Origin of the sequence: Salinisphaera hydrothermalis C41B8, assembly GCF_000732535.1 — a bacterium.
Taxonomy (GTDB): Bacteria; Pseudomonadota; Gammaproteobacteria; order Nevskiales; family Salinisphaeraceae; genus Salinisphaera; species Salinisphaera hydrothermalis.
The window spans coordinates 24,895-45,622 of record NZ_APNK01000018.1 but is presented as its reverse complement, the minus strand read 5'-3'; the positions used below and the strand labels follow the sequence as shown (position 1 = coordinate 45,622).

Sequence of the window (20,728 nt, the reverse complement as noted above, 5' to 3'; positions counted from 1 at the left end):
AGCCGTGGCCGACTCGACCACGTCGAAACAGTACAGGGCGCGGGAGCTCGCCGACCGCTTTGGGCTCGACTGCACTGGGGACGGCGACGTTACGGTAGACGGCGTCTGTGCGTTGACGCCCGGTCGTCGGCGCGGGCTCGGGTTCGCGGAGAGCGCACGACAACGCGCGCTGGTTGCGGCCAGCCAAGCCAGCCTGGTCATCGTTCCGCCGGAACTGGCCGATGTCGAGTCCCCCGCGCTGCTGATCAGTGATACGCCGCGACTCACCTTTGCCCGCGTGGCCGCCGTATTCGAGCGTCCGTTACCGTCTGCCGGTATGGGGCCCGGCGCTGTGGTGGCTGCTAGCGCCGATGTCTCGGCATCGGCGAGCATTGGCGCCAACGCGGTGGTCGGTGAACGCGTCGTCATCGGCGAGCGCGTGGCGATCGGTGCCGGTAGCGTGATCGACGACGACGTAGAGATCGGCGCGGATAGCGTGCTCGGCACATGCGTGGCGGTCCGCGCGAATACGCGCTTGGGGTGCCGTGTTCGTATCGGCTCCGGCGCGGTGTTGGGCGAGCGCGGCTTCGGGCTCGTCCCGGGGGCGGCAGGGCTCGAACCCGTCCCGCAGCTCGGCGGCGTGCGTATCGGTGACGATGTAGAGATCGGGGCCAACAGCACGATCGACCGCGGGGCGATCGATGACACGGTGGTGTGCCGTGGCGCCAAGATCGATAATCAGGTGCACATCGCACATAATTGTCTGATCGGCGAACACACGGTGATCGCCGGCTGTACCGGTATCGCGGGCTCGAGCCGGATTGGCGCCCGTTGCATGATCGGCGGCGGGGTAGGCATCGGCGATCACGTGACCATCGCCGATGGCGTAATCATCACGGCGGCCAGCCAGGTGCCCAAGGACATTGCAGTCGAAGGGGTATACTCATCGACTTTTCGTGCCATGCCCGCTCGCAGCTGGCGCAAACGACTGGCGTTGTTTCGGGCGCTCGATCGCATCGAGGCCCGGCTCAGGCGCGTCGAAACTACACATGGGATTTCTGGAGACCCTTGATGAACGAACAGGACGGAATCCGCGAGATCATGAAGAGGGTGCCGCATCGGTACCCGTTTCTTCTGGTCGACCGGGTGCTCGAATGCGAACCGGGCAAATCGATTACCGCGCTAAAAAACGTGACCGTCAACGAGCCCTTCTTCGGCGGCCACTTTCCCGGTCACCCGGTTATGCCGGGCGTCCTGATCCTGGAAGCGCTGGCCCAGGCCGGCCTGCTTCTGGGCATGCGTACGGTCGACGCCGAAGACGGGACCATCGTGTATTTCGCCGGCATCGACAAGGCGCGCTTCAAGCGGCAGGTGATCCCGGGGGACCAACTGTTGCTCAAGCTTGTGATCGGTTCGACCAAGAAACGGTTGTGGCGCTTCGATGCAGAAGCCTGGGTGGGTGACGAATTGGCCTGTCGGGCCGAACTGATGGCGATTCCGGGCGCGCCGGCGAAAGCCGAGGGCGAATAATGCCGATCGACGCCTCGGCCCAGGTTCATCCCGAAGCGAAGGTCGCGGACGACGTCCATATCGGGCCGTTTACTGTCATCGGCCCGCACGTGACGATCGGGGCGGGCTCGCGAATCGGGCCCCACGTCGTTATCGAGGGGCATACCACGCTGGGCCGCAACAACCGGGTCTCGCAGTTCGTGTCGTTGGGCGCCGAGCCGCAGCATCGCGGCTACAAGGGTGAACCGACCGAGCTCGTCGTCGGCGATGGCAATACATTTCGCGAATATTCGAGCGTGCACCGCGGCACCATGCTCGATCAGGGTGTGACCCGTATCGGCAACGACAACCTGCTGATGGCCTACACCCATATCGCACACGACTGCGTTCTCGGCAACGGCATCACCATGGCCAACGGGGCCAGTCTGGCGGGGCATGTACATATCGGCGATCACTGCATCCTGGCGGGCTTTGCGCTCGTCTATCAGTTCCGTCGCGTCGGGCCGTTGGCGTTTCTAGCGTATTGCAGCGGCGTGGTTCAGGACGTGCCGGCGTTCGTGCGGTCGGCGGGGTCGCCGGCCGAGCCGCATGGCATCAACTCCATCGGCATGCGCCGTCAGGGGTATTCCAACGACGAAATCGCGGCGGTCAAGAAAGCCTATCGCACCCTGTATCGATCCAAGATGCGGCTGGCCGATGCCAAGGAAGTGATTCGCGAGTCCGCCGAGACGAGCCCGGCTGTGGCCACGATGCTCGCGTCGCTGGACAACGCCGAACGCGGCATCATTCGCTGACCGGCCGCCGCGGCGGTGGATCGGTCGCTCTCGTCGATGGTGCAGCCCGCGCGGATGTTTTTTCTCGTGGCCGGCGAGGTGTCGGGCGATATGCTGGCCGCCGGTCTGATTCGCGAGTTGCGCAAGCGCTACCCCGAGGCTCGTTTCGTCGGCGTCACCGGCCCGAGGATGCGGGCCGAAGGCTGCGAATCGCTGGCCGATATCGAAGCGCTGTCGTTGTTTGGTATCAGCGAGGTGATCGGCCAGATTCCGCGGCTGCTCCGGCTCCGCCAGCGGCTATACAAGGACATCGTGCGCCAGCGGCCGGATGTCTTTATCGGGATTGATGCGCCAGCGTTCAACACCCGGCTCGAGGCGCGTGTGCGTCGGGCCGGCATCACCACCGTGCATTATGTCTGTCCAACCGCCTGGGCCTGGCGGGCCGGCCGCACGCGCGGCATCCGGCGCGCGGTCGATCGGATGCTGGCAATATTTCCGTTCGAGCCCGATTTCTTCGCGGCCCACGATATTCCAGTGACCTTCGTTGGACATCCGTTGGCCGATGAGCTGCCGGCGCATCCCGATGCGGCAGCGGCCCGTGACGCACTGGGTCTCGAGCGCGCCGCGCGTTGGGTCGGGCTGTTGCCCGGCAGCCGCGGCGCCGAAGTCGATCGACTCGGGCCCTTGTTTCTTGAGGTGGCCCGCTGGCTCGTCCGGCGTGATCCATCAGTGCGTTTCGTGGCGCCGATGGCCAATCAACGCGTGCGCGCACGCTTCGAAGCCGAGCTCGAGCGGTTCCCCGATGTCGACGTCGAGCTCGTCGACGGGCGTTCGCGCGAGGTCATGCGCGCGGCAGAGGCGCTGCTCGTGGCCTCGGGCACTGCGACGCTGGAAGCGCTGCTCGCTAAGACGCCGATGGTGGTGGCCTATGAGCTGTCCGGCACGAATTACTGGATTGCGCGCAGTCTGAATCTCATCAAGACTGAGTTCGTGAGCATGCCGAACCTTCTTGCCGGACGCCGGCTCGTGCCCGAACTGCTGCAGACCGATGCCCAGGTGCCGATGCTGGGCGCCTGGCTTTATCGGCTGTTGCATTCGCCGGCCGCACGCGCCGAGCAGATCGATGCCTTCGAGGCCATTCACGCCGGGCTCGCGCGCGATGCCGACGCGCGTGCGGCAGAGGCCGTGGCCGAGCTCATGGAGGCCCGCTCATGAAGACCCGCGTCGGCCGCAAGTTCGCGTGCCCGGTCGTGGCGGGCGTCGACGAGGTCGGGCGGGGCCCGCTCGCCGGGCCAGTGGTGGCCGCGGCGGTCATCATGCCCCCGCGCCCGTTGCCGAAAGGGCTCACCGATTCCAAGGCGCTGACGGCTGAAGACCGCGAGGCGCTGGATATCAAGATCCGCCAGCGTGCGATCGCCTGGGCGATTGCCGAGGCCTCGGTTGCGGAAATCGATCGCCACAATATTCTGGGCGCGACGCTGTTGGCGATGCAGCGGGCCGTCTCGGCCCTGTCGATCCAGCCGTTCGCGGCGTGGATCGACGGCAATCGGCCGCCTATGTTGTCGATGCCGGTGCGGACCATCGTGGGCGGTGACGGCAGCGTACCGGCGATCAGCGCGGCGTCGGTGATCGCCAAGGTTGCGCGCGATCGTCAGATGGTCGAACTCGATGCGGTTTATCCGGGCTACGGCCTGGCCTCGCACAAGGGCTATGGCACGCCCGCGCATCGGGCCGCGCTGGCCGAACTCGGACCGACGCCCATCCATCGGCACAGCTTTGCTCCGGTTGCCCGCGCGGCGGCCGCGCGTCAGACGACGCTCAATTTCACGTTAGGATAGGGCGCCGGCGCACCTCGCCCGTGGCCCCAAGTTCGAGGATTATCGATGACGACTCCCTTCGTCCATCTGCGCATTCATACCGAGTATTCGCTGTCTGACGGCATCGTGCGCATCAAGCCCTTGATGAAGCAGGTGGCCGAAGCCGGCATGCCGGCGGTTGGCGTGACCGACAACGTCAACCTGTTCGGCATGGTCAAGTTCTACAAGGCCGCACTCGGCGCCGGTATCAAGCCGATCGTGGGCGTGGATCTCAAGGTGGACGAGGGGGCGGCGCCGGCCTCACGACTGACGCTGATCGCCCAGCATCGCGAGGGGTATCGCAATCTCTGCGAGATCCTCACCTGGGCCTATCTGCACGGCCAGACCGGCGGCCAGGTGCTTACCCAGCGCGAATGGATCGCCGAAAAGGCCGACGGGCTGATCGCGATCTCCGGTGGCATGAGCGGGGATACGGGCCAGGCGCTGCTGGCCGGCAAGGCCGAACTCGCCGAGCAACACGCCCGTCACTGGCAGTCGATTTTCGGCGATCGCTATTACCTGGAAGTCACGCGCTGCCAGCGTAGTGGCGAAGCGGCTTGGCTGGCAGAAACGGTCGGCCTGGCGCTGGCGACCGATATCCCGATCGTGGCGACCAACGATGTGCGTTTCCCGAGCGCCGAGGATTTCGATGCGCACGAGGCCCGCGTCGCGATCCACGGCGGTTATACCCTGGCCGATCCACGTCGGCCGCGCCACTACACGGCCGAGCAGTATCTGAAAACGCCGGAGCAGATGGTCGAGCTGTTTTCCGACCTGCCGGAAGCGATCGAGAACTCGGTCGAGATCGCGCGGCGCTGTAACCTCAAGCTCACGCTCGGCGAGAACGTGCTGCCGGATTTCCCGGTGCCGGAAGGCCACGATACCGATTCGTTTCTGAAGGCCGAGTCCCAGGCCGGGCTGAACGAGCGTCTCGAGGATCTATACCCCGATGCCGACGTACGGGCGTCCAAGCGCGAGGAATACGACTCGCGTCTGGAACACGAGCTCGATGTCATCAAGACGATGGGATTCCCCGGCTACTTCCTGATCGTGGCCGACTTCATCCGCTGGGCACGTGAGAACGGTGTGCCGGTCGGCCCGGGCCGTGGCTCGGGCGCCGGTTCGCTGGTCGCCTATGCACTGGGTATCACCGATCTCGACCCGCTGGCCTACGATCTGCTGTTCGAGCGCTTCCTGAACCCCGAGCGCGTGTCCATGCCCGACTTCGACGTCGACTTCTGCATGGACGGCCGCGACCGCGTGATCGAATACGTGGCCGATGCCTACGGGCATGAGAAGGTCAGCCAGATCATCACCTACGGCACCATGGCCGCGAAGGCCGTGGTGCGCGATGTGGGCCGTGTGCTCAATCATCCCTACGGCTTTGTCGACCGGATCGCCAAGCAGGTGCCGTTTGCCCCGGACATGACGCTCACCCGGGCGCTCGAGGAATCCGAAGAGCTGCGCACCTCGCGCGAGGATGAGGAGGTCGGCTATCTACTCGATCTCGCACTGTCGCTGGAAGGCGTGTCCCGTAACGCCGGCAAGCACGCGGGCGGCGTGGTCATCGCACCGTCCAACCTGATCGACTTCACGCCGCTGTATTGCGAGCCGGGCGGCACGAACCGCGTCACCCAGTTCGACAAGGACGATGTGGAAGCGGTCGGTTTGGTCAAGTTCGACTTTCTCGGCCTGCGCACGCTCACCATCATCAACAATGCTGTCCAGGTCGCCAACGCGCGCCTGGAGAAGGCCGGCAAGGACCCGATCGACGTCCGCCAGATTCCGTTGGACGACAACGCTTCGTTCGACTTGTTGAAGAAGGGCGATACCACGGCCGTATTTCAGCTCGAATCCTCGGGCATGCGGCGTCTGATCAAGCGTCTGCAGCCCGCCGAGTTCGAGGACATCATCGCCCTGGTGGCGCTGTATCGCCCCGGGCCGCTGGAATCCGGCATGGTCGAGGACTTCATCGACCGCAAGCACGGCCGGGCCAAGGTGGTATATCCGCACAACAGTCTGGCCGAAGTGCTGGAGCCGACCTACGGCGTGATCCTGTATCAGGAGCAGGTGATGCAGATCGCCCAGGTGCTGGCCGGTTACAGCCTGGGCAACGCCGACCTGTTGCGTCGCGCCATGGGCAAGAAAAAGCCCGAAGAGATGGCCAAGCAGCGTGACGGTTTCATCAAGGGCGCGGTCGAGAACAACATCGACGAAGACACTGCGGCCTACATCTTCGATCTGGTCGAAAAATTCGCCGGCTACGGCTTCAACAAGTCGCACTCGGCAGCCTATGCGCTGGTCTCGTACCAGACCGCATGGCTAAAAGCGCATTACCCGGCCGATTTCATGTCGGCGGTGCTCTCGGCGGATATGGATCACACCGAGAAGGTCGTGATCATGATCGACGAGTGCCACCGGCTCGAGATCGAGGTGGCGCCGCCGAACGTCAACGCCTCCGAATACAACTTCTCGGTGGTCGACGATTCGACCATTCGCTACGGCCTCGGCGCCATCAAGGGGCTGGGCAAGGGCGCGATCGAAGCCGTCATCGCCGAGCGCCGCGAGGGCGGCACCTTCGCCAATTTGTATGATTTCTGTCGCCGCGTGGATACCTCCAAGATCAACCGACGTGCGATCGAGGCGCTGATCAACGCCGGCGCGCTGGACGACCTCGGGCCCAATCGCGCCAGCCTCATGCATGGCGTGACCCGCGCACTGGCCGCGGCCGACCAGGACCGTAGCGCGGCCCGCGTCGGCCAGAACGACATGTTCGGCCTGGCCGAGACGCCCGACACGGCCGGCCCGCCGCTCGATCACCTCGATGAGTGGCCGGAAGACGAACGGCTCAAGGCCGAGCGCGACACGCTGGGGCTCTATCTCACCGGGCATCCGATCAAGGCCTGGGAAGCCGAGCTCGAACGCATGACCGACGGCAAGATCGCCGATCAGGTCGCGGCCATGCCGCGCCCGGAAGAAGGCGGCGAAGGCCGGCGCAGCCCGCGCAAGGCCTCGGTGGTGGCGGGGCTCGTGGTCGAGGTCCGGCGCATGAAGAAGGGCAAGCGCATCATCGTGGTGCTGGACGATGGCTCCGGGCGTATCGAATGCCCGCTGTTCGAGGACAAGGCCGCTGAATTCGGCCATCTACTGGTCTCGGACAAGCTGGTGATCGTCGACGGCAGCCTGCAGTACGATGATTTTTCCGACGGCTTCCGGCTCAACGCCAACACGGTGATGGACATCGAAACCGCGCGTGCGGCTTATGCCAGCCGGATTCTGCTGCAACTACAGTCCGAGGCCGCGCTGGACGTGGGCGCGCTGGCCGGCTGCGTCGATCGTTACAAGTCGGATGCCGGATGCGACGTCGTGCTGCGCTATGCCAACGCGGACGCCCGCGCCGTGCTGACTCTCGGCGATACACGACTGCGCCTGTGCGAGGATCTGCTGGCCGATCTCAAGAGTTTGGTGGGTGCGGATAAGGTGCAAGTGCGTTATCGTCGCGCTCAGACACCCGTAAGCTGACCCGACAACCGGCACCCACGAACCGATGGCGCAAAAAAACCTCGATTACCTGGACTTCGAACAACCGATCGCCGAGCTGCAGGAGAAGATCGAGGAGCTGCGCTTTGTCGCGGACGGGAGCGAGGTCAATCTGTCGGAAGAGATCCAGCGTCTCGAAGACAAGCGCAAGCACCTGACCGAACAGATTTTCTCGAAGCTGTCGACCTGGCAGGTCGCGCAGATGGCACGCCATCCGCTACGGCCGTATACCCAGGATTATATCGACGGCATGTTCACCGACTTCGTCGAACTGCACGGTGATCGGGCTTATGCCGACGACCCGGCGATCATCGGCGGCACTGCGCGCCTCGGCGGCCAGCCGGTGATGGTGATCGGCCATCAGAAGGGCCGTGACACCAAGGAAAAGATCCACCGCAATTTCGGCATGCCGCGGCCCGAAGGCTATCGCAAGGCGCTGCGGCTGATGAAGACCGCGGAACGCTTCAAGCTGCCGGTGCTGACGTTCATCGATACCCCGGGCGCCTATCCGGGCATCGGCGCCGAAGAGCGTAACCAGTCCGAGGCGATCGCCCGCAATCTGTTCGAGATGGCCAAGCTGCGCGTGCCAGTGATCTGCACCGTGGTCGGCGAGGGGGGCTCCGGCGGGGCGCTGGCGATCGGCGTCGGCGATCAGCTGATGATGCTGCAATACAGCATCTACTCCGTGATTTCGCCGGAAGGCTGTGCCTCGATTCTATGGAAATCGGCTGACAAGGCCGAAGACGCGGCCGAAGCGATGCGGGTGTCGTCGGTGGATCTGAAACGCCTCAAGCTGGTCGACGAAGTCGTGGACGAGCCGCTGGGCGGCGCTCACCGCGATCCCGAGCGCCTCATGACGCATCTCAAGGATCGTCTGCTCGCGCACATGACGCGTCTCCAGCACCTGAGCATCGACGAACTACTGGACGAGCGCTACAAGCGCTGGATGGCCTTCGGCGACTTCAAGTCGGCGGGCTGATTCGGCTCGCGGTGCGGGCCGGGATTCGGTAGCCGCATTCGGTCCCACGGTTTCAGAAACGGCGAGGCACGGCGTGAGCGAGCCCGATCGGTTGATCGCCGCGCTCGAGCACTATCCCTCTGAAGCGCGCGCGCTGGTGGTCGCCTTCAGCGGTGGTCGCGATTCCTCGGTACTCCTGCATGCCTTGAGCCGCGCGGAGTTGTCCGTCGGGCTGCGCGCGATCCATATCGGCCACGGTCTCGAGCCTGACGCCGCCACCTGGGCCGACCACTGTCGACGGTTCTGCGAAACACGCCATATCGACTTTGCTTGTCGTGAGGTCACGGTCGATACCCGCGATGGCGGCCTGGAAGCGGCGGCCCGCGCGGCACGCTACGCCGCGCTGCGGGCCAGTCTCGGCCCGGGCGAGGTGCTGGTCACGGCACATCATGCCGAGGATCAGGCCGAAACCTTTCTATTGCAGGCTCTACGGGGGACGGGCGTATCTGGCCTAGCGGCCATGCCGCGCCTGATGGCGTTCGGCGCCGGGCAGCATTGGCGCCCGTGGCTCGATGTGCCGCGGGCGGCCATCACGGCATACGCCGAAGTCTACGGTCTCGACTGGGTGGAGGATGCCACCAATCGCGATTCGCAGCGCGCGCGCGGCTACCTGCGCGAGCGCCTGTGGCCGACGCTGATCGATCGCTGGCCGGCGGCCGCCGAGACGCTGTCGCGTAGCGCCGCGTGGGCTGGGCAGGCGGCGGAGGCCGTGGCGACGCTGGCCCGAATCGATTGCGACGCCGCCGCCGACGGGGAAGGGCGGCTGCGGATCGACGCGCTCGCTGAACTGTCGACTGCGCGTCAGAGCGAGACGCTTCGGCTATGGCTTGCGGAATGCGGTCGCGATCGGCCCGATCACCGGCATCTGGCGCAGATCCGCCGGTTGCTGACGGCGCGCGAGCACGCCGGCCCGCGGGTCTCGTTCGCGTCCACCGAGGTCCGGCGGTTCGACGGCCGCTTGTTCGCGATGCCGCGTCTGCCAAGCCCGCCGGCGATCGCGCAGCGCGTGGATTGGCCGCCCGGTAGCACCGCGATCGATTTGCCGGCCGGCTGCGGACGTCTGACGTTTCGATCCAAAGAGCCGCGACGGCATCCCGCCGATCTGCATGTCGTATTCAATCGCCCGGGCGCCGAGTTGACGCGCGCGGACGGCCGGGCCGTGCCGCTGGCCGAGTGGCTGCGTCAGCAGCGTGTACCCCCCTGGATCCGGGAACGCCTGCCCCGTATTCAGGCCGGTGATACGCTGCTGGCGTTGCCCAGGCTGTGGCGGCATCCGCATATCGAGCGATGGTTCGGCCACGACGTGCCGGATTTTCTCTGGTACCACGACCTGCCGGGCGCGGGTTCGGGCTGAGTAACGCACGGCAGGGCCGCCGGATGGTTTGGCGTGGATTGCGCGCAACTCCGCTTGGGCTATGGCATGCCGGGCCTGACAGGCCTTGGCGAACGCGTGCGCGCGTTGTCCGCGCACCGGCTTTCGGCTAGCATGCGCGGCAAGCATCCTCCCTCGACCCCATCTAAAGAGCGCGCATGGCTGGGCACGCGACTGGTACTCGTTATCTATTCGTCACCGGCGGGGTCGTCTCCTCGCTCGGCAAGGGCATCGCCGCCGCTTCGCTCGGCGCGCTGCTGGAAGCACGAGGCCTGTCGGTCTCGGTGATCAAGCTCGATCCGTATCTCAATGTGGATGCGGGGACGATGAGCCCGTTCCAGCACGGCGAGGTGTACGTCACCCGCGACGGCGCTGAGACCGATCTGGACCTGGGCCACTACGAGCGTTTTCTCAAGACGCGCACGTCCCGGCTGTCGAATTTCACGACCGGCCAGATCTACAACAATGTCATCAACAAGGAACGGCGCGGCGATTATCTCGGCGGCACGGTGCAGGTGATTCCGCACATTACCGACGAGATCAAGCGCTGCATCTTGGAAGGTGGCGAGGGCGCGGATATCTGTCTGGTCGAGATCGGCGGCACGGTCGGCGATATCGAATCGCTGCCGTTCCTCGAGGCGATCCGTCAGTTCGGGGTCGAGCTCGGCCACGATCGCGTGATGTTCATGCACCTGACGCTGGTGCCGTTCATCCCGTCCTCCGGCGAGCTCAAGACCAAGCCGACGCAGCACTCGGTCAAGGAACTGCGCTCGATTGGCATCCAGCCGGATATCCTGGTTTGTCGCGTGGACCGGGCACTGCCCGAGAACGAGCGCCGCAAGATCGCGCTGTTCACCAATGTGCAGGACCGGTCGGTGATCGCGGCCACCGACGTGGACGATATCTACAAGATGCCGAGCCTGCTGCAGAGCCAGCACCTCGACGATCTGGTGATCGATCATTTCGGCATGACGGCACCCAAGGCCGATCTGTCGAACTGGGCCAAGCTGGTCGATGCACGCACCACACAGGACGTCTCGGTACGCGTGGCGATGGTCGGCAAGTATGTCGATCTGGCCGATGCCTACAAGTCGGTTAACGAAGCGCTTTCGCATGCCGGCCTGCACACGGCGACCCGTGTCGATATCCATTATGTGGATTCGGAGACGGTCGAGAAGGATCCGGAAGAAGCGCTGGCCGACTGCGACGCGATTCTCGTGCCCGGCGGCTTCGGCGAGCGCGGGATCGAGGGCAAGATCGCCGCAGCCCGTTATGCCCGCACGCATGGCGTGCCGTATCTCGGCATCTGTCTCGGCATGCAGGTCGCCTGCATCGACTTCGCGCGCGATGTCGCGGGCCTGGCCGGGGCGCACAGCACCGAATTCGATCCGGAGCCCGCCCATCCGGTCATCGCATTAGTCACCGAATGGACCGATGCCGGCGGTGCGCGCCAGACGCGCGACGCCAGCGCCGACCTCGGCGGCACCATGCGTCTGGGCGAACAGCGCTGCCGGCTCGTGCCGGATACCCTGGCGCACCGCTGTTATAACGCCGACGAAATCTACGAACGGCATCGTCATCGCTACGAGTTCAACAACCGGTATCGCGAGACGTTGGCTGATAAAGGTCTGGTCTTCTCGGGCTTTTCGGTCGAGGACGATCTCGTGGAAATCGTCGAACTGCCGGATCATCCGTGGTTCCTCGGTTGCCAATTCCACCCCGAATTCACGTCCACGCCGCGGGCCGGCCATCCGCTGTTCATGGGCTTCATTTCGGCCGCGCGGCAACGGTGTCTCAAATGAACTTCGCCGGATTCGAGATCGGCGGCGATGCGCCGTTGTTCCTGATCGCAGGCCCGGACAGTCTGGAATCGCAGCAGCTGTCGATCGATATTGCCGGTCATGTGGCCGAAATCTGTGCCGATCTGGGCATCGGCTATGTCTTCAAGGGCTCGTTCGACAAGGCTAATCGTAGCTCGCACAGCAGCTATCGCGGGCCGGGGCTCGACGCCGGGCTGGAAACGCTGGCTGCGGTCAAGCGCGAGATCGGCGTGCCGGTCACGACCGATGTACATGTCGAAGCGCAGGTCGAACCGGTGTCGGTCGTGGTCGATATGATCCAGACTCCGGCGTTTCTCTGTCGCCAGACCGATTTCATCCAGACGGTAGCGGCCTCGGGCAAGCCGGTGAACATCAAGAAAGGTCAATTTCTGTCGCCGGCCGAGATGAGCGGCGTGGTCGCCAAGGCCCGCGAAGTGGGCGGCCGCGATATTCTTGTGTGCGAGCGCGGGTTCTCGTTCGGCTACAACAATCTGGTGGTCGACATGCGCGGGCTCGCGATGATGCGCGATACCGGTTGCCCGGTGGTGTTCGATGCCACGCATTCGGTACAGCTGCCCGGCGGGCTCGGCCATGCTTCCGGCGGGGCGCGCGAGCATATCCCGGTGCTGGCCCGTGCTGCCGTCGGCGCCGGGGTGTCCGGTCTGTTCATGGAAACCCATCCGGATCCGGACAACGCGCTGTGCGATGGCCCGAATTCGCTTCACCTCACGCACATGCGCGAACTGCTGGAAACGCTGGTCGAACTCGACGGCGTGGTCAAGCGCAGCGGCGTCATGGCGTCGTCACCGCACAGCGGGTAATCTTGGCCGGACCGCGGCGCTCTACGCCGACGGTCGCGGGATCCAATCCACATCAACGCGATAGTCAAAGCTATGTCGAAGATTTCCAATACGCGCGGTTATCAGGTCATCGATTCGCGTGGCAATCCCACGGTTGCGGTTCGGATCGAGCTGGAATCGGGAGTCACCGGAACAGCCATGGTGCCGTCGGGAGCTTCGACCGGCAGCCTCGAGGCCGTCGAACTGCGGGATAACGACAAGAGCCGCTTCCTCGGCAAAGGCGTGACCCGGGCCGTGGCCAACGTCAACGGCGAGATCGCCAAGAAGATCAAGGGCTTCGACGTCAACGATCAGGCCGGCTTGGACAAGACGCTGATCGAACTCGACGGCACCGACAACAAGGGCCGTCTGGGCGCGAACGCCCTGCTGGGCGTATCGCTGGCGGCCGCGCACGCTGCAGCGAACGAGGCGGGCCAGGGGCTATACGCGTTCCTCGGCCACGACGAAGCGACCCACCTGCCGGTGCCGATGATGAACGTCATCAACGGCGGCGAGCACGCGTCGAACAACGTCGATATCCAGGAATTCATGATCGTGCCGGCGGGCCTGCCGAGCTTCTCGGAAGCGCTGCGCTGTGGTTGCGAAGTGTTCCAGAACCTCAAGAAGCTGCTGGGCGAGCGCGGCATGTCGACCGCGGTCGGCGACGAGGGCGGCTTCGCCCCGGACCTGCCGTCCAACGAAGCGGCGCTGAAGACGCTGGTCGAGGCCATCGAGTGCGCCGGCTACAAGCCGGGCGAAGAAGTGTATCTCGGCATCGACGCGGCCAGCACCGAGTTCTACGACAACGGCACCTACAAGCTCGCCGGCGAAGGCAAGGACTACGACGCCAAGGGCTTCGTGGATTATCTCGCCGGTCTGGTCGACAACTACCCGATCATCACGATCGAGGACGGCATGGCCGAGGATGACTGGGACGGCTGGGCGTTGCTCACCGAGCGTCTCGGCGACAAGATCCAGCTGGTCGGCGACGATCTGTTCGTGACCAACACGCGTATTCTGCAGAAGGGCATCGAGGAAGGCATTGCCAATTCGATTCTGATCAAGCCGAATCAGATCGGTACGCTGACCGAAACCCTGCGCGCGATCGATGTCGCGACCCGGGCCGACTATACAGCCGTGGTCTCGCATCGCTCCGGCGAAACCGAGGATTCGACCATTGCCGATCTGGCCGTGGCGACGGCGGCAACCCAGATCAAGACCGGGTCGCTGTCGCGCTCGGACCGCATCGCCAAGTACAACCGCCTGCTGATGATCGAGGCCGAGCTCGGCAGCCGTGCCGTCTATCCGGGCAAGAAAGCCTTCAACTTCGAGATCTGATTCGTTGCGCGACGGCGTCTCCCGCACCGAAAAAACGGCGGCTGGACAGCCGGCGGCGACGCGATACAATCGAAACATGTATCGCGTCGCCGTCATCGCACTGCTTGTCATTTTCGCCGGTTTGCAGTACCGGCTGTGGATTGGTGACGGCAGTCTGGCGCAGGTTCACCATCTGCAGTCGATGCGCGACAAGATCGCCAAGACGAACAAGCAGGATCGCGCGCGCAATGATGCGGTCCAGACCCAGATCAACGATCTCAAATCGGGCATTGGCGCGACCGAAGGCCGGGCACGCGCGGAAATGGGCATGGTGAAACCAGGCGAGACCTTTTTTCTGACGGTGCCGGACGAAACCAAGCCCGCACATAACGCGCCCAGCGCCCCGAGCGCAACCTCCGGCGCCGGCTGATCGCGGGATGGCCTTTCTCAGCGGCGACGCCGTCGACGTTGCCGAATTTGCGTTTGTGTCTTCAGCGCCTTCAGGCATGGGTCGGTTGCGCGCAGTACCCGCAGATTTTCAGGTTGAAGAAATCTGCGATGTCGAGCTTTCGGGCGAGGGCGAGCATGTCTGGCTCTGGGTCGAAAAGACCGGCCTGACGACGCCGCAGGCCGTGGAACGGCTCGCGCAAGCCATCGGTGTTGCGCCTCGTGACATCGGCTACAGCGGGCTCAAGGATCGGCACGCGATCACCCGGCAGTGGTTCTCGCTGACCTGGCCGATCAAGCAGGCGTTGCCGGCTTGGCCGATGGATGATGAACTGCGCGTGCTCGAGGCCCGGCGCCATGGCCGCAAACTACGACGCGGCACGCATCGCGCCAATCGTTTCGACATCACGATTCGCGATGTCGTCGATTTCGATGCGGCGGACTTCGAGACGCGCGCCGCGCGGGTGCAGCGAGACGGCGTGCCCAACTATTTCGGTGCCCAGCGCTTCGGCCATGGTGGGCGCAACATCGCGCTGTCGCGGGCGCTGTTTTCAGGACGTCGCCTGTCGCGTGGTCGCCGCAGTTTCGCGCTGTCGGCGGCGCGTTCGCTGCTGTTCAACGCCGTGCTCGATGCGCGCTTGCGCGCCGAGGCATGGCCGGACCCGTTGCCCGGCGATGTGTTCATGCTGGCCGGTTCGCGCAGCGTGTTCGCGGCGGCCGATACCGAAGAGCCCTGGGCCTCGCTGCGCGAACGCGCGGCGCAGGGCGATATTCAGCCGACCGGGCCGATGCCCGGGCGAGCTCGCGCGACTGACATAAGACCAACGGATGCCGCCAGCGACATCGAGGACGGCGTACTGGCGGAGTTCGCGGAATTCCGGGACGGGCTGGAACGCTTCGGTGTCGATGCCGAGCGCCGGGCGCTGCGCTTGCCAGTGTCGGATCTGGCCGCGTCGGCCGCGGGTGCCGATGTGCGCCTCGTATTCACCCTGCCGGCCGGGTCGTTCGCGACCAGCGTGATCCGCGAACTGGTGCGCGTGGCGGATATGTCGACGCCGGGCTGAGTCTAGGTTTTTCGGAGCAGGACGTAGAGCGCCCCCGTGCCGCCGTCCACCGGGCGAGCCGAGGCATAGGCCAGCACTTCCTCGCGCTGTCTGAGCCAGCCGGCGACCTTGATCTTGAGCACCGGGCCGCGGTTGCCCGAGCGCAGTCCCTTGCCGTGGATGACCCGTACGCAGCGATAGCCGCGTTCCAGCGCCTCGTGCAGAAATTCGCCCAGGCATTGGCGGGCGACATCGACCACCATGCCGTGCAGGTCGATTTCCGCCTGGCAGCGATAATGACCACGGCGCAGGCGCCGGATGACCGCGTGTTGCACGCCTTCGCGCCGGTGCACCAGATCGTCGCCAGTCTCGATATCCGGATCGGGCGGTGCATCGGTGAGCAGTTCAGCCATCACGGCCGCTTCGTCGGCTTCGCGCATACGCGGTCGGGCCGAGGGCAGGGAGCGTCGGCGTACACGTTTGTCCTGGTGTACGGTGGCCACCGGGCCGACCATGCTGCGGAACAGGGCGCTGTCCTCGGCGCTGATGCTGTCGTCGTTGTCGTCGGAATCGCTCACGCCGCCATTCTTCCCGGAATATCGCTCTTCGTGGCCAATACGGCAAAGCCAAACACGGTGTCTATAAGCTATGCTAGGGCCTGTTGATGCTTCGTGCGAGTCCGCTCGCGACCAGCGGGGCGGCCGCAAATCGCGTCCCGGGGGCGTTGCGAGTCTCGGCCGTGGCATGCCACGACGCGACGATTCGTTGCCTTGTCGGCCGCGATGTGCGGATGCCAACGCGGCGCTCGAGCGGTGCATCAACAGACCTTAGCGAGCTGAACGCGTGCATGCACGCGCGTTGATACCACGCAAGCCTTGTCTGTTCATGCGACTACTTTTGAGTAACGACGACGGGTGCCATGCACCCGGTCTCGCGGCGCTGCGCGCCGCCATGGCCACGGTCTGTGACGATGTCGTCACGGTGGCGCCGGATCGCAATCGGAGCGGCGCGAGTAATTCTCTCACCCTGGAACGTCCGCTTCGGGTGCGCGAGGTCGACGACAATGTCTTCGCCGTCGACGGCACGCCGACCGATTGTGTCCATCTGGCCACGACCGGCCTGTTCGATGAGGACGCCGACATGGTGGTCTCCGGCATCAATACCGGCGCCAATCTCGGCGATGATGTGTTGTATTCGGGAACGGTAGCGGCCGCGACGGAGGGGCGCTCGCTCGGGCTGCCGGCGATCGCGATTTCGCTGGTCGGCGACGCCTGTGTTCATTACGACACCGCGGCGCGCGTCGCGGTGTCGATGGTCCGTTTGCTTGTGGCGCATCCGTTGCCGGCCGATACCATCCTCAACGTCAATGTCCCGGACCGAGCCTACGAGGATCTGGCGGGCTATCGCGCGACGCGACTGGGTTATCGTCACCGCGCCGAAAAGCTGATCGCCGATCGCGATCCGCGCGGGCGGCGGGTGTATTGGATCGGACCGGCCGGGGCGCAGGCGGACGCCGGCCCGGGCACGGATTTTCATGCGGTCAACGACGGCTTCGTTTCGATCACGCCGTTGCAGATCGACCTGACGCGGCATGCCAGCCTGTCGTCGTTGTCCGACTGGCTGGACCGCCTGTGATGATGCAACCCGACAAGCATCCCCATGTCCGTGGCTTCGGCATGGCCTCGGCGCGCAGCCGCGCGCGGCTGATTGCACGGCTGGAGCAACTCGGTATCCGCGACGAACGCGTACTCGAGGCGATGAATCGCGTACCCCGTCATATGTTCGTGGACGAGGCCATGACCAGCCGCGCTTACGACGATACCGCGCTGCCCATCGGCTACGGCCAGACCATTTCGCAGCCGTATATCGTGGCCCAGATGACCAGTCTGCTACTGGCCGACGGCGTGCCGGACCACGTGCTGGAAATCGGCACCGGCAGCGGATACCAGGCCGCCGTTCTGGCCGAACTGGTGGCCACCGTCTATACCGTCGAGCGGATCAAGCCACTGTACGATCAGGCGCGCCGCCGGTTCGCCGAGCTCGGTTATCGCAATATCCGCCCGCGCGAAGCACGCGACGATGTGCTCGGGCTGCCGTCGTATGGGCCATTCGATGTGATTCTGGTCACGGCTGGCGCCGAGGCGTTGCCGACCTCGTTATATGAACAAATGGCCGAACAAGGCCGGATGATCGTGCCCGTCGGCGCGTCCGGCGGCGGTCAGCGTCTGGTTGTGGTGCGGCGCCAGGGCCAGTCGTTCCAGCGCGAGGATCTCGATCCAGTGAGCTTTGTGCCGTTGATCGAGGGGCACGACTAGGCGTGGCCGCATCGCGCCGGCCCGGCGCCTGGCGCCGTCTGTACGACGCGGTGGTGCGGGCCGCCGCGCATCGCCACGCCCAGGTCTGGCTCGCGGCGCTCGCCTTCGCCGAGAGTTCATTCTTTCCTATTCCGCCGGACGTCATGCTCATTCCGATGACGCTGGCCAGGCGCGCGCGTTTCTTACGTTATGCCGGTATCGCGACGCTCGGTTCCACCGTCGGCGGCTTGTTCGGTTACCTGATCGGGGCGCTGTTCATCGACCCGTTGCTTCCGTGGCTGCATAGTCTCGGCTATGAACAGGGTTACGAAACAGTCCGTCACTGGTTCGCCGAATACGGCTTCTGGGCGGTTCTGTTTGCCGGTTTTTCTCCGGTGCCCTATAAACTTTTCACCATTGCTGCCGGAGCCCTCGGCATGCCGCTATTGGCCTTTGCGCTTGCATCGGCGGTCGGGCGCGGCGCACGGTTCTTTCTGGTCGCCGGGCTCGTGCGCTGGCTCGGACCCATGTTCGAGGACCGACTACTCAAATATCTGGACTGGATCGGATGGATATTCGTTGTCTTGGTCGTGATCGCTTACCTGGTTTATCGCCACGTCGTTTAGCCGTGGGTCTGGCCACGCTGGGGGTGGCCGCCACGGCGCTGATGTCCGGTTGCTCGATCAACCGGGCTATGCGGCCCGACAGCTATACGGTGCAGCGCGGCGACACGCTCTCGGAGATCGCCCAGCATTACGATATCGACTGGCACAACCTGGCGCGCTGGAATCATATCGGTCCGCCGTATCGTATACGCGTCGGCCAGCAGCTCACGCTGAAACCGTATCCGCGGCTCGATTATGCGCGTATGTCGGGCACGCAACCGGCGCCTTTGAACACCGGTGGCTACAACGGTCCGCCGCGATCGGCCCCCTCGTCGGATTCCGACGGCCACGTGCAGCCGTTGCAATCGCCGGGTACGCCGACGGTGACGCAGAATCCGAGCACCGGGTCCGCAGCCGCGCCGGATCACGTCACGAAGTCGAGCTCGCCGAGCGGCGGCGGGCAATCGGCGACGACGGCCCAGGCCAATTCGCAGGAAGAGAACTCCATCGACCATGCGACGTCTTCCGCGACAACGCGGCAGACGACGGTCAAGGCGGGCGGCCCGAGTGCGGACGGCTGGCAATGGCCGGCCAGCGGCTCGTTGCTGCGCGCCTACGATCCGTCAGCGCGTCGACGCGGCATCGAGATCGGCGGCAAGGTCGGCTCCCCGATCTATGCGGCATCCAGCGGAACCGTGGTCTATAACGGCTCCGGTCTGAAGGGCTATGGCAAGCTGATCATCATCAAGCACGATCAGCATTATCTCTCGGCCTACGGCTTCGTCGAGCACAGTCGGGTCAAGCAGGGCCAGACAGTTCAAGCGGGCGCGCATATTGCAGATATGGGCCTCGGCCCCGAAAACAAGCCGATGCTGCATTTCGAGATTCGCAAGGACGGCGATCCGATCAATCCACAGAAGGTGCTGCCCGACCACTGATCATCGACCGCACTCCGGTAGTGCCGCGCCGGTGAATCTGGCAGACTCCGACGTTTGACCGATTGCCTACCTGCGCCCGCTGTGGCGCGCACCAACCGCCTGAAAAACCATGGCCAACGCTTCATCGAAATCCAACTTCGTACGCATCAATCGTCTGCCGCCGTACGTGTTCGCGATTATCAATGAGTTGAAGCAGGCGGCGCGAGCGCGGGGCGAGGACATCATCGATTTCGGCATGGGCAATCCGGACCGGCCCACGCCGCCGCATATCGTGGAGAAGCTCACCGAAGCGGTGCAGCGCCCGGATACCCATCGCTACTCCGTATCGCGCGGCGTGCTGCGGCTTCGACAGGCGATCTCGGCCTGGTACAAGCGCCGTTACGACGTCGATATCGATCCGGAGAGCGAGGCCATCGTCACCATGGGCTCGAAGGAAGGGCTGGCGCATCTGATGCTGGCGATCCTCGAGCATGGCGACCAGGTGCTCGTGCCGAACCCGGCCTATCCGATCCATCCGTACGGCGCTGTGATCGCCGGGGCGGACGTGCGCCATGTGCGCATGATGCCGGATACGGATTTCTTCGCCGAGCTGGAAAAAGCGATCAAGGAATCCTGGCCGCGTCCGAAGATGATGCTGCTTAATTTCCCGGGCAACCCGACCACCCAGTGCGTCGAGCTCGATTTCTTCGAGCGCATGGTCGAGATGGCCAAGGAATATGACCTTTGGATCGTGCAGGATCTGGCTTATGCCGATCTGACGTTCGACGGTTATGAGGCGCCCTCGATTCTGCAGGTGCCCGGGGCCAAGGATGTCGCGGTGGAGTGCTTCACCCTGTCCAAGAGCTACAACATGCCGGGCTGGCGCGTCGGCTTCATGTGCGGCAACCCGGAACTCATCGCCGCGCTGGCGCGCATGAAGTCGTATCTCGACTACGGCATGTTCACGCCGGTGCAGGTGGCGGCCATTGCCGCGCTCAACGGGCCGCAGGATTGCGTCACCGAGATTCGCGATCTGTACGAGAAACGACGCAACGTGCTCTGTGACGGCCTCAACGAGATCGGCTGGCCGGTGGAGCGGCCCAAGGCGACGATGTTCGTCTGGGCGCGTATCCCCGAGGCCTATCAGCATATGGGGTCGCTCGATTTCACCAAGAAGCTGCTCGCGGAGGCCTATGTGGCGGTCTCGCCCGGCGTGGGTTTCGGCGAATACGGCGATACCCATGTGCGCTTCGGTCTGATCGAGAACGAACAACGCACGCGCCAGGCGCTGCGCAACATCAAGCGCATGTTCAAGCGCGACGGTGTGATCGCGGCGTAACGCAACGCTGCGTTCGGCGTCGTCGCCGGGCAGTCAGGCCCGGCCGGCGCGAGCGCGGGC

19 protein-coding genes are annotated in these 20,728 nt (G+C 64.8%); 18 read left to right on the top strand and 1 reads right to left on the bottom strand.

The window, feature by feature from the left end; all coding sequences use genetic code 11:
• Positions 1–4 precede the first annotated feature (4 nt).
• The 13 genes from lpxD (at position 5) to truD (ending at position 15,534) form a co-directional block, all read left to right on the top strand.
• Entirely contained in the window at positions 5–1,051 is a 1,047-nt protein-coding gene (gene lpxD, locus C41B8_RS12080) for a UDP-3-O-(3-hydroxymyristoyl)glucosamine N-acyltransferase (protein ID WP_037338466.1), read from the top strand.
• Positions 1,051–1,509, top strand: a complete 459-nt coding sequence (fabZ, locus tag C41B8_RS12075) for a 3-hydroxyacyl-ACP dehydratase FabZ (RefSeq protein WP_037338464.1) — start codon at positions 1,051–1,053, stop codon at positions 1,507–1,509. The genes lpxD and fabZ overlap by 1 nt, the downstream gene beginning before the upstream one ends.
• Positions 1,509–2,282: an acyl-ACP--UDP-N-acetylglucosamine O-acyltransferase gene (lpxA, locus tag C41B8_RS12070; protein ID WP_037338461.1), complete on the top strand. Its 774-nt coding sequence runs from the start codon at positions 1,509–1,511 to the stop codon at positions 2,280–2,282. The genes fabZ and lpxA overlap by 1 nt, the downstream gene beginning before the upstream one ends.
• A gap of 54 nt (positions 2,283–2,336) precedes the next feature.
• On the top strand, positions 2,337–3,476 hold the full coding sequence (gene lpxB / locus C41B8_RS12065; RefSeq protein WP_232226057.1) for a lipid-A-disaccharide synthase: 1,140 nt from the start codon (positions 2,337–2,339) through the stop codon (positions 3,474–3,476).
• The gene (gene rnhB / locus C41B8_RS12060) at positions 3,473–4,099 is read left to right on the top strand and encodes a ribonuclease HII (RefSeq protein WP_037338459.1); all 627 of its coding nucleotides are present in this window, start codon (positions 3,473–3,475) and stop codon (positions 4,097–4,099) included. Before lpxB ends, rnhB begins: the two co-directional genes overlap by 4 nt.
• Before the next feature lie 45 nt (positions 4,100–4,144).
• Positions 4,145–7,639, top strand: coding sequence for a DNA polymerase III subunit alpha (dnaE, locus tag C41B8_RS12055; RefSeq protein WP_037338457.1), 3,495 nt, complete (start codon positions 4,145–4,147; stop codon positions 7,637–7,639).
• Between the two features lie 25 nt (positions 7,640–7,664).
• Complete coding sequence (locus tag C41B8_RS12050; RefSeq protein ID WP_037338455.1) at positions 7,665–8,636, top strand: acetyl-CoA carboxylase carboxyltransferase subunit alpha; 972 nt, start codon at positions 7,665–7,667, stop codon at positions 8,634–8,636.
• A 73-nt stretch (positions 8,637–8,709) separates the two neighbouring features.
• On the top strand, positions 8,710–10,029 hold the full coding sequence (gene tilS, locus C41B8_RS12045) for a tRNA lysidine(34) synthetase TilS (RefSeq protein ID WP_051883456.1): 1,320 nt from the start codon (positions 8,710–8,712) through the stop codon (positions 10,027–10,029).
• A 176-nt stretch (positions 10,030–10,205) separates the two neighbouring features.
• Positions 10,206–11,849, top strand: a complete 1,644-nt coding sequence (locus C41B8_RS12040) for a CTP synthase (protein WP_037338453.1) — start codon at positions 10,206–10,208, stop codon at positions 11,847–11,849.
• Positions 11,846–12,688 (top strand): 3-deoxy-8-phosphooctulonate synthase, encoded by an 843-nt coding sequence (gene kdsA / locus C41B8_RS12035; RefSeq protein ID WP_037338451.1) that lies wholly within the window; start codon positions 11,846–11,848, stop codon positions 12,686–12,688. The genes C41B8_RS12040 and kdsA overlap by 4 nt, the downstream gene beginning before the upstream one ends.
• Before the next feature lie 72 nt (positions 12,689–12,760).
• Entirely contained in the window at positions 12,761–14,044 is a 1,284-nt protein-coding gene (eno, locus tag C41B8_RS12030; protein ID WP_037338449.1) for a phosphopyruvate hydratase, read from the top strand.
• A gap of 76 nt (positions 14,045–14,120) precedes the next feature.
• The gene (locus tag C41B8_RS12025; protein WP_037338446.1) at positions 14,121–14,453 is read left to right on the top strand and encodes a septum formation initiator family protein; all 333 of its coding nucleotides are present in this window, start codon (positions 14,121–14,123) and stop codon (positions 14,451–14,453) included.
• Positions 14,454–14,460: 7 nt separating this feature from the next.
• Positions 14,461–15,534 (top strand): tRNA pseudouridine(13) synthase TruD, encoded by a 1,074-nt coding sequence (gene truD, locus C41B8_RS12020; protein ID WP_037338444.1) that lies wholly within the window; start codon positions 14,461–14,463, stop codon positions 15,532–15,534.
• Between the two features lie 2 nt (positions 15,535–15,536).
• Here truD and C41B8_RS12015 read toward each other — a convergent pair whose 3' ends face one another.
• A complete protein-coding gene (locus C41B8_RS12015) occupies positions 15,537–16,091 on the bottom strand; it encodes a Smr/MutS family protein (RefSeq protein ID WP_037338440.1) in 555 nt (184 codons plus the stop codon).
• Positions 16,092–16,398: 307 nt separating this feature from the next.
• Between C41B8_RS12015 and surE the strand changes: the two genes are divergently transcribed.
• The 5 genes from surE to alaC all read left to right on the top strand — a co-directional run bounded on the left by surE (position 16,399) and on the right by alaC (position 20,668).
• Positions 16,399–17,148 carry a 5'/3'-nucleotidase SurE gene (surE, locus tag C41B8_RS12010; protein ID WP_037338437.1) on the top strand — a complete coding sequence of 250 codons (750 nt, stop codon included), beginning with the start codon at positions 16,399–16,401 and terminating at the stop codon, positions 17,146–17,148.
• A gap of 2 nt (positions 17,149–17,150) precedes the next feature.
• Complete coding sequence (locus C41B8_RS12005) at positions 17,151–17,828, top strand: protein-L-isoaspartate(D-aspartate) O-methyltransferase (protein WP_051883459.1); 678 nt, start codon at positions 17,151–17,153, stop codon at positions 17,826–17,828.
• A 2-nt stretch (positions 17,829–17,830) separates the two neighbouring features.
• Positions 17,831–18,433, top strand: a complete 603-nt coding sequence (locus C41B8_RS12000; RefSeq protein ID WP_198025174.1) for a YqaA family protein — start codon at positions 17,831–17,833, stop codon at positions 18,431–18,433.
• A 2-nt stretch (positions 18,434–18,435) separates the two neighbouring features.
• Complete coding sequence (locus tag C41B8_RS11995) at positions 18,436–19,350, top strand: peptidoglycan DD-metalloendopeptidase family protein (RefSeq protein ID WP_037338433.1); 915 nt, start codon at positions 18,436–18,438, stop codon at positions 19,348–19,350.
• Between the two features lie 109 nt (positions 19,351–19,459).
• Entirely contained in the window at positions 19,460–20,668 is a 1,209-nt protein-coding gene (gene alaC / locus C41B8_RS11990) for an alanine transaminase (protein ID WP_037338430.1), read from the top strand.
• Positions 20,669–20,728: the final 60 nt, after the last annotated feature.

Coding starts and splice junctions, on each gene's coding strand:
- fabZ (WP_037338464.1), top strand. CDS start 1,051: ATGAACGAACAGGACGGAATCCGCGAGATCATGAAGAGGGTGCCGCAT.
- lpxA (WP_037338461.1), top strand. CDS start 1,509: ATGCCGATCGACGCCTCGGCCCAGGTTCATCCCGAAGCGAAGGTCGCG.
- lpxB (WP_232226057.1), top strand. CDS start 2,337: ATGTTTTTTCTCGTGGCCGGCGAGGTGTCGGGCGATATGCTGGCCGCC.
- rnhB (WP_037338459.1), top strand. CDS start 3,473: ATGAAGACCCGCGTCGGCCGCAAGTTCGCGTGCCCGGTCGTGGCGGGC.
- dnaE (WP_037338457.1), top strand. CDS start 4,145: ATGACGACTCCCTTCGTCCATCTGCGCATTCATACCGAGTATTCGCTG.
- C41B8_RS12050 (WP_037338455.1), top strand. CDS start 7,665: ATGGCGCAAAAAAACCTCGATTACCTGGACTTCGAACAACCGATCGCC.
- C41B8_RS12040 (WP_037338453.1), top strand. CDS start 10,206: ATGGCTGGGCACGCGACTGGTACTCGTTATCTATTCGTCACCGGCGGG.
- kdsA (WP_037338451.1), top strand. CDS start 11,846: ATGAACTTCGCCGGATTCGAGATCGGCGGCGATGCGCCGTTGTTCCTG.
- eno (WP_037338449.1), top strand. CDS start 12,761: ATGTCGAAGATTTCCAATACGCGCGGTTATCAGGTCATCGATTCGCGT.
- C41B8_RS12025 (WP_037338446.1), top strand. CDS start 14,121: ATGTATCGCGTCGCCGTCATCGCACTGCTTGTCATTTTCGCCGGTTTG.
- truD (WP_037338444.1), top strand. CDS start 14,461: ATGGCCTTTCTCAGCGGCGACGCCGTCGACGTTGCCGAATTTGCGTTT.
- surE (WP_037338437.1), top strand. CDS start 16,399: ATGCGACTACTTTTGAGTAACGACGACGGGTGCCATGCACCCGGTCTC.
- C41B8_RS12005 (WP_051883459.1), top strand. CDS start 17,151: ATGCAACCCGACAAGCATCCCCATGTCCGTGGCTTCGGCATGGCCTCG.
- alaC (WP_037338430.1), top strand. CDS start 19,460: ATGGCCAACGCTTCATCGAAATCCAACTTCGTACGCATCAATCGTCTG.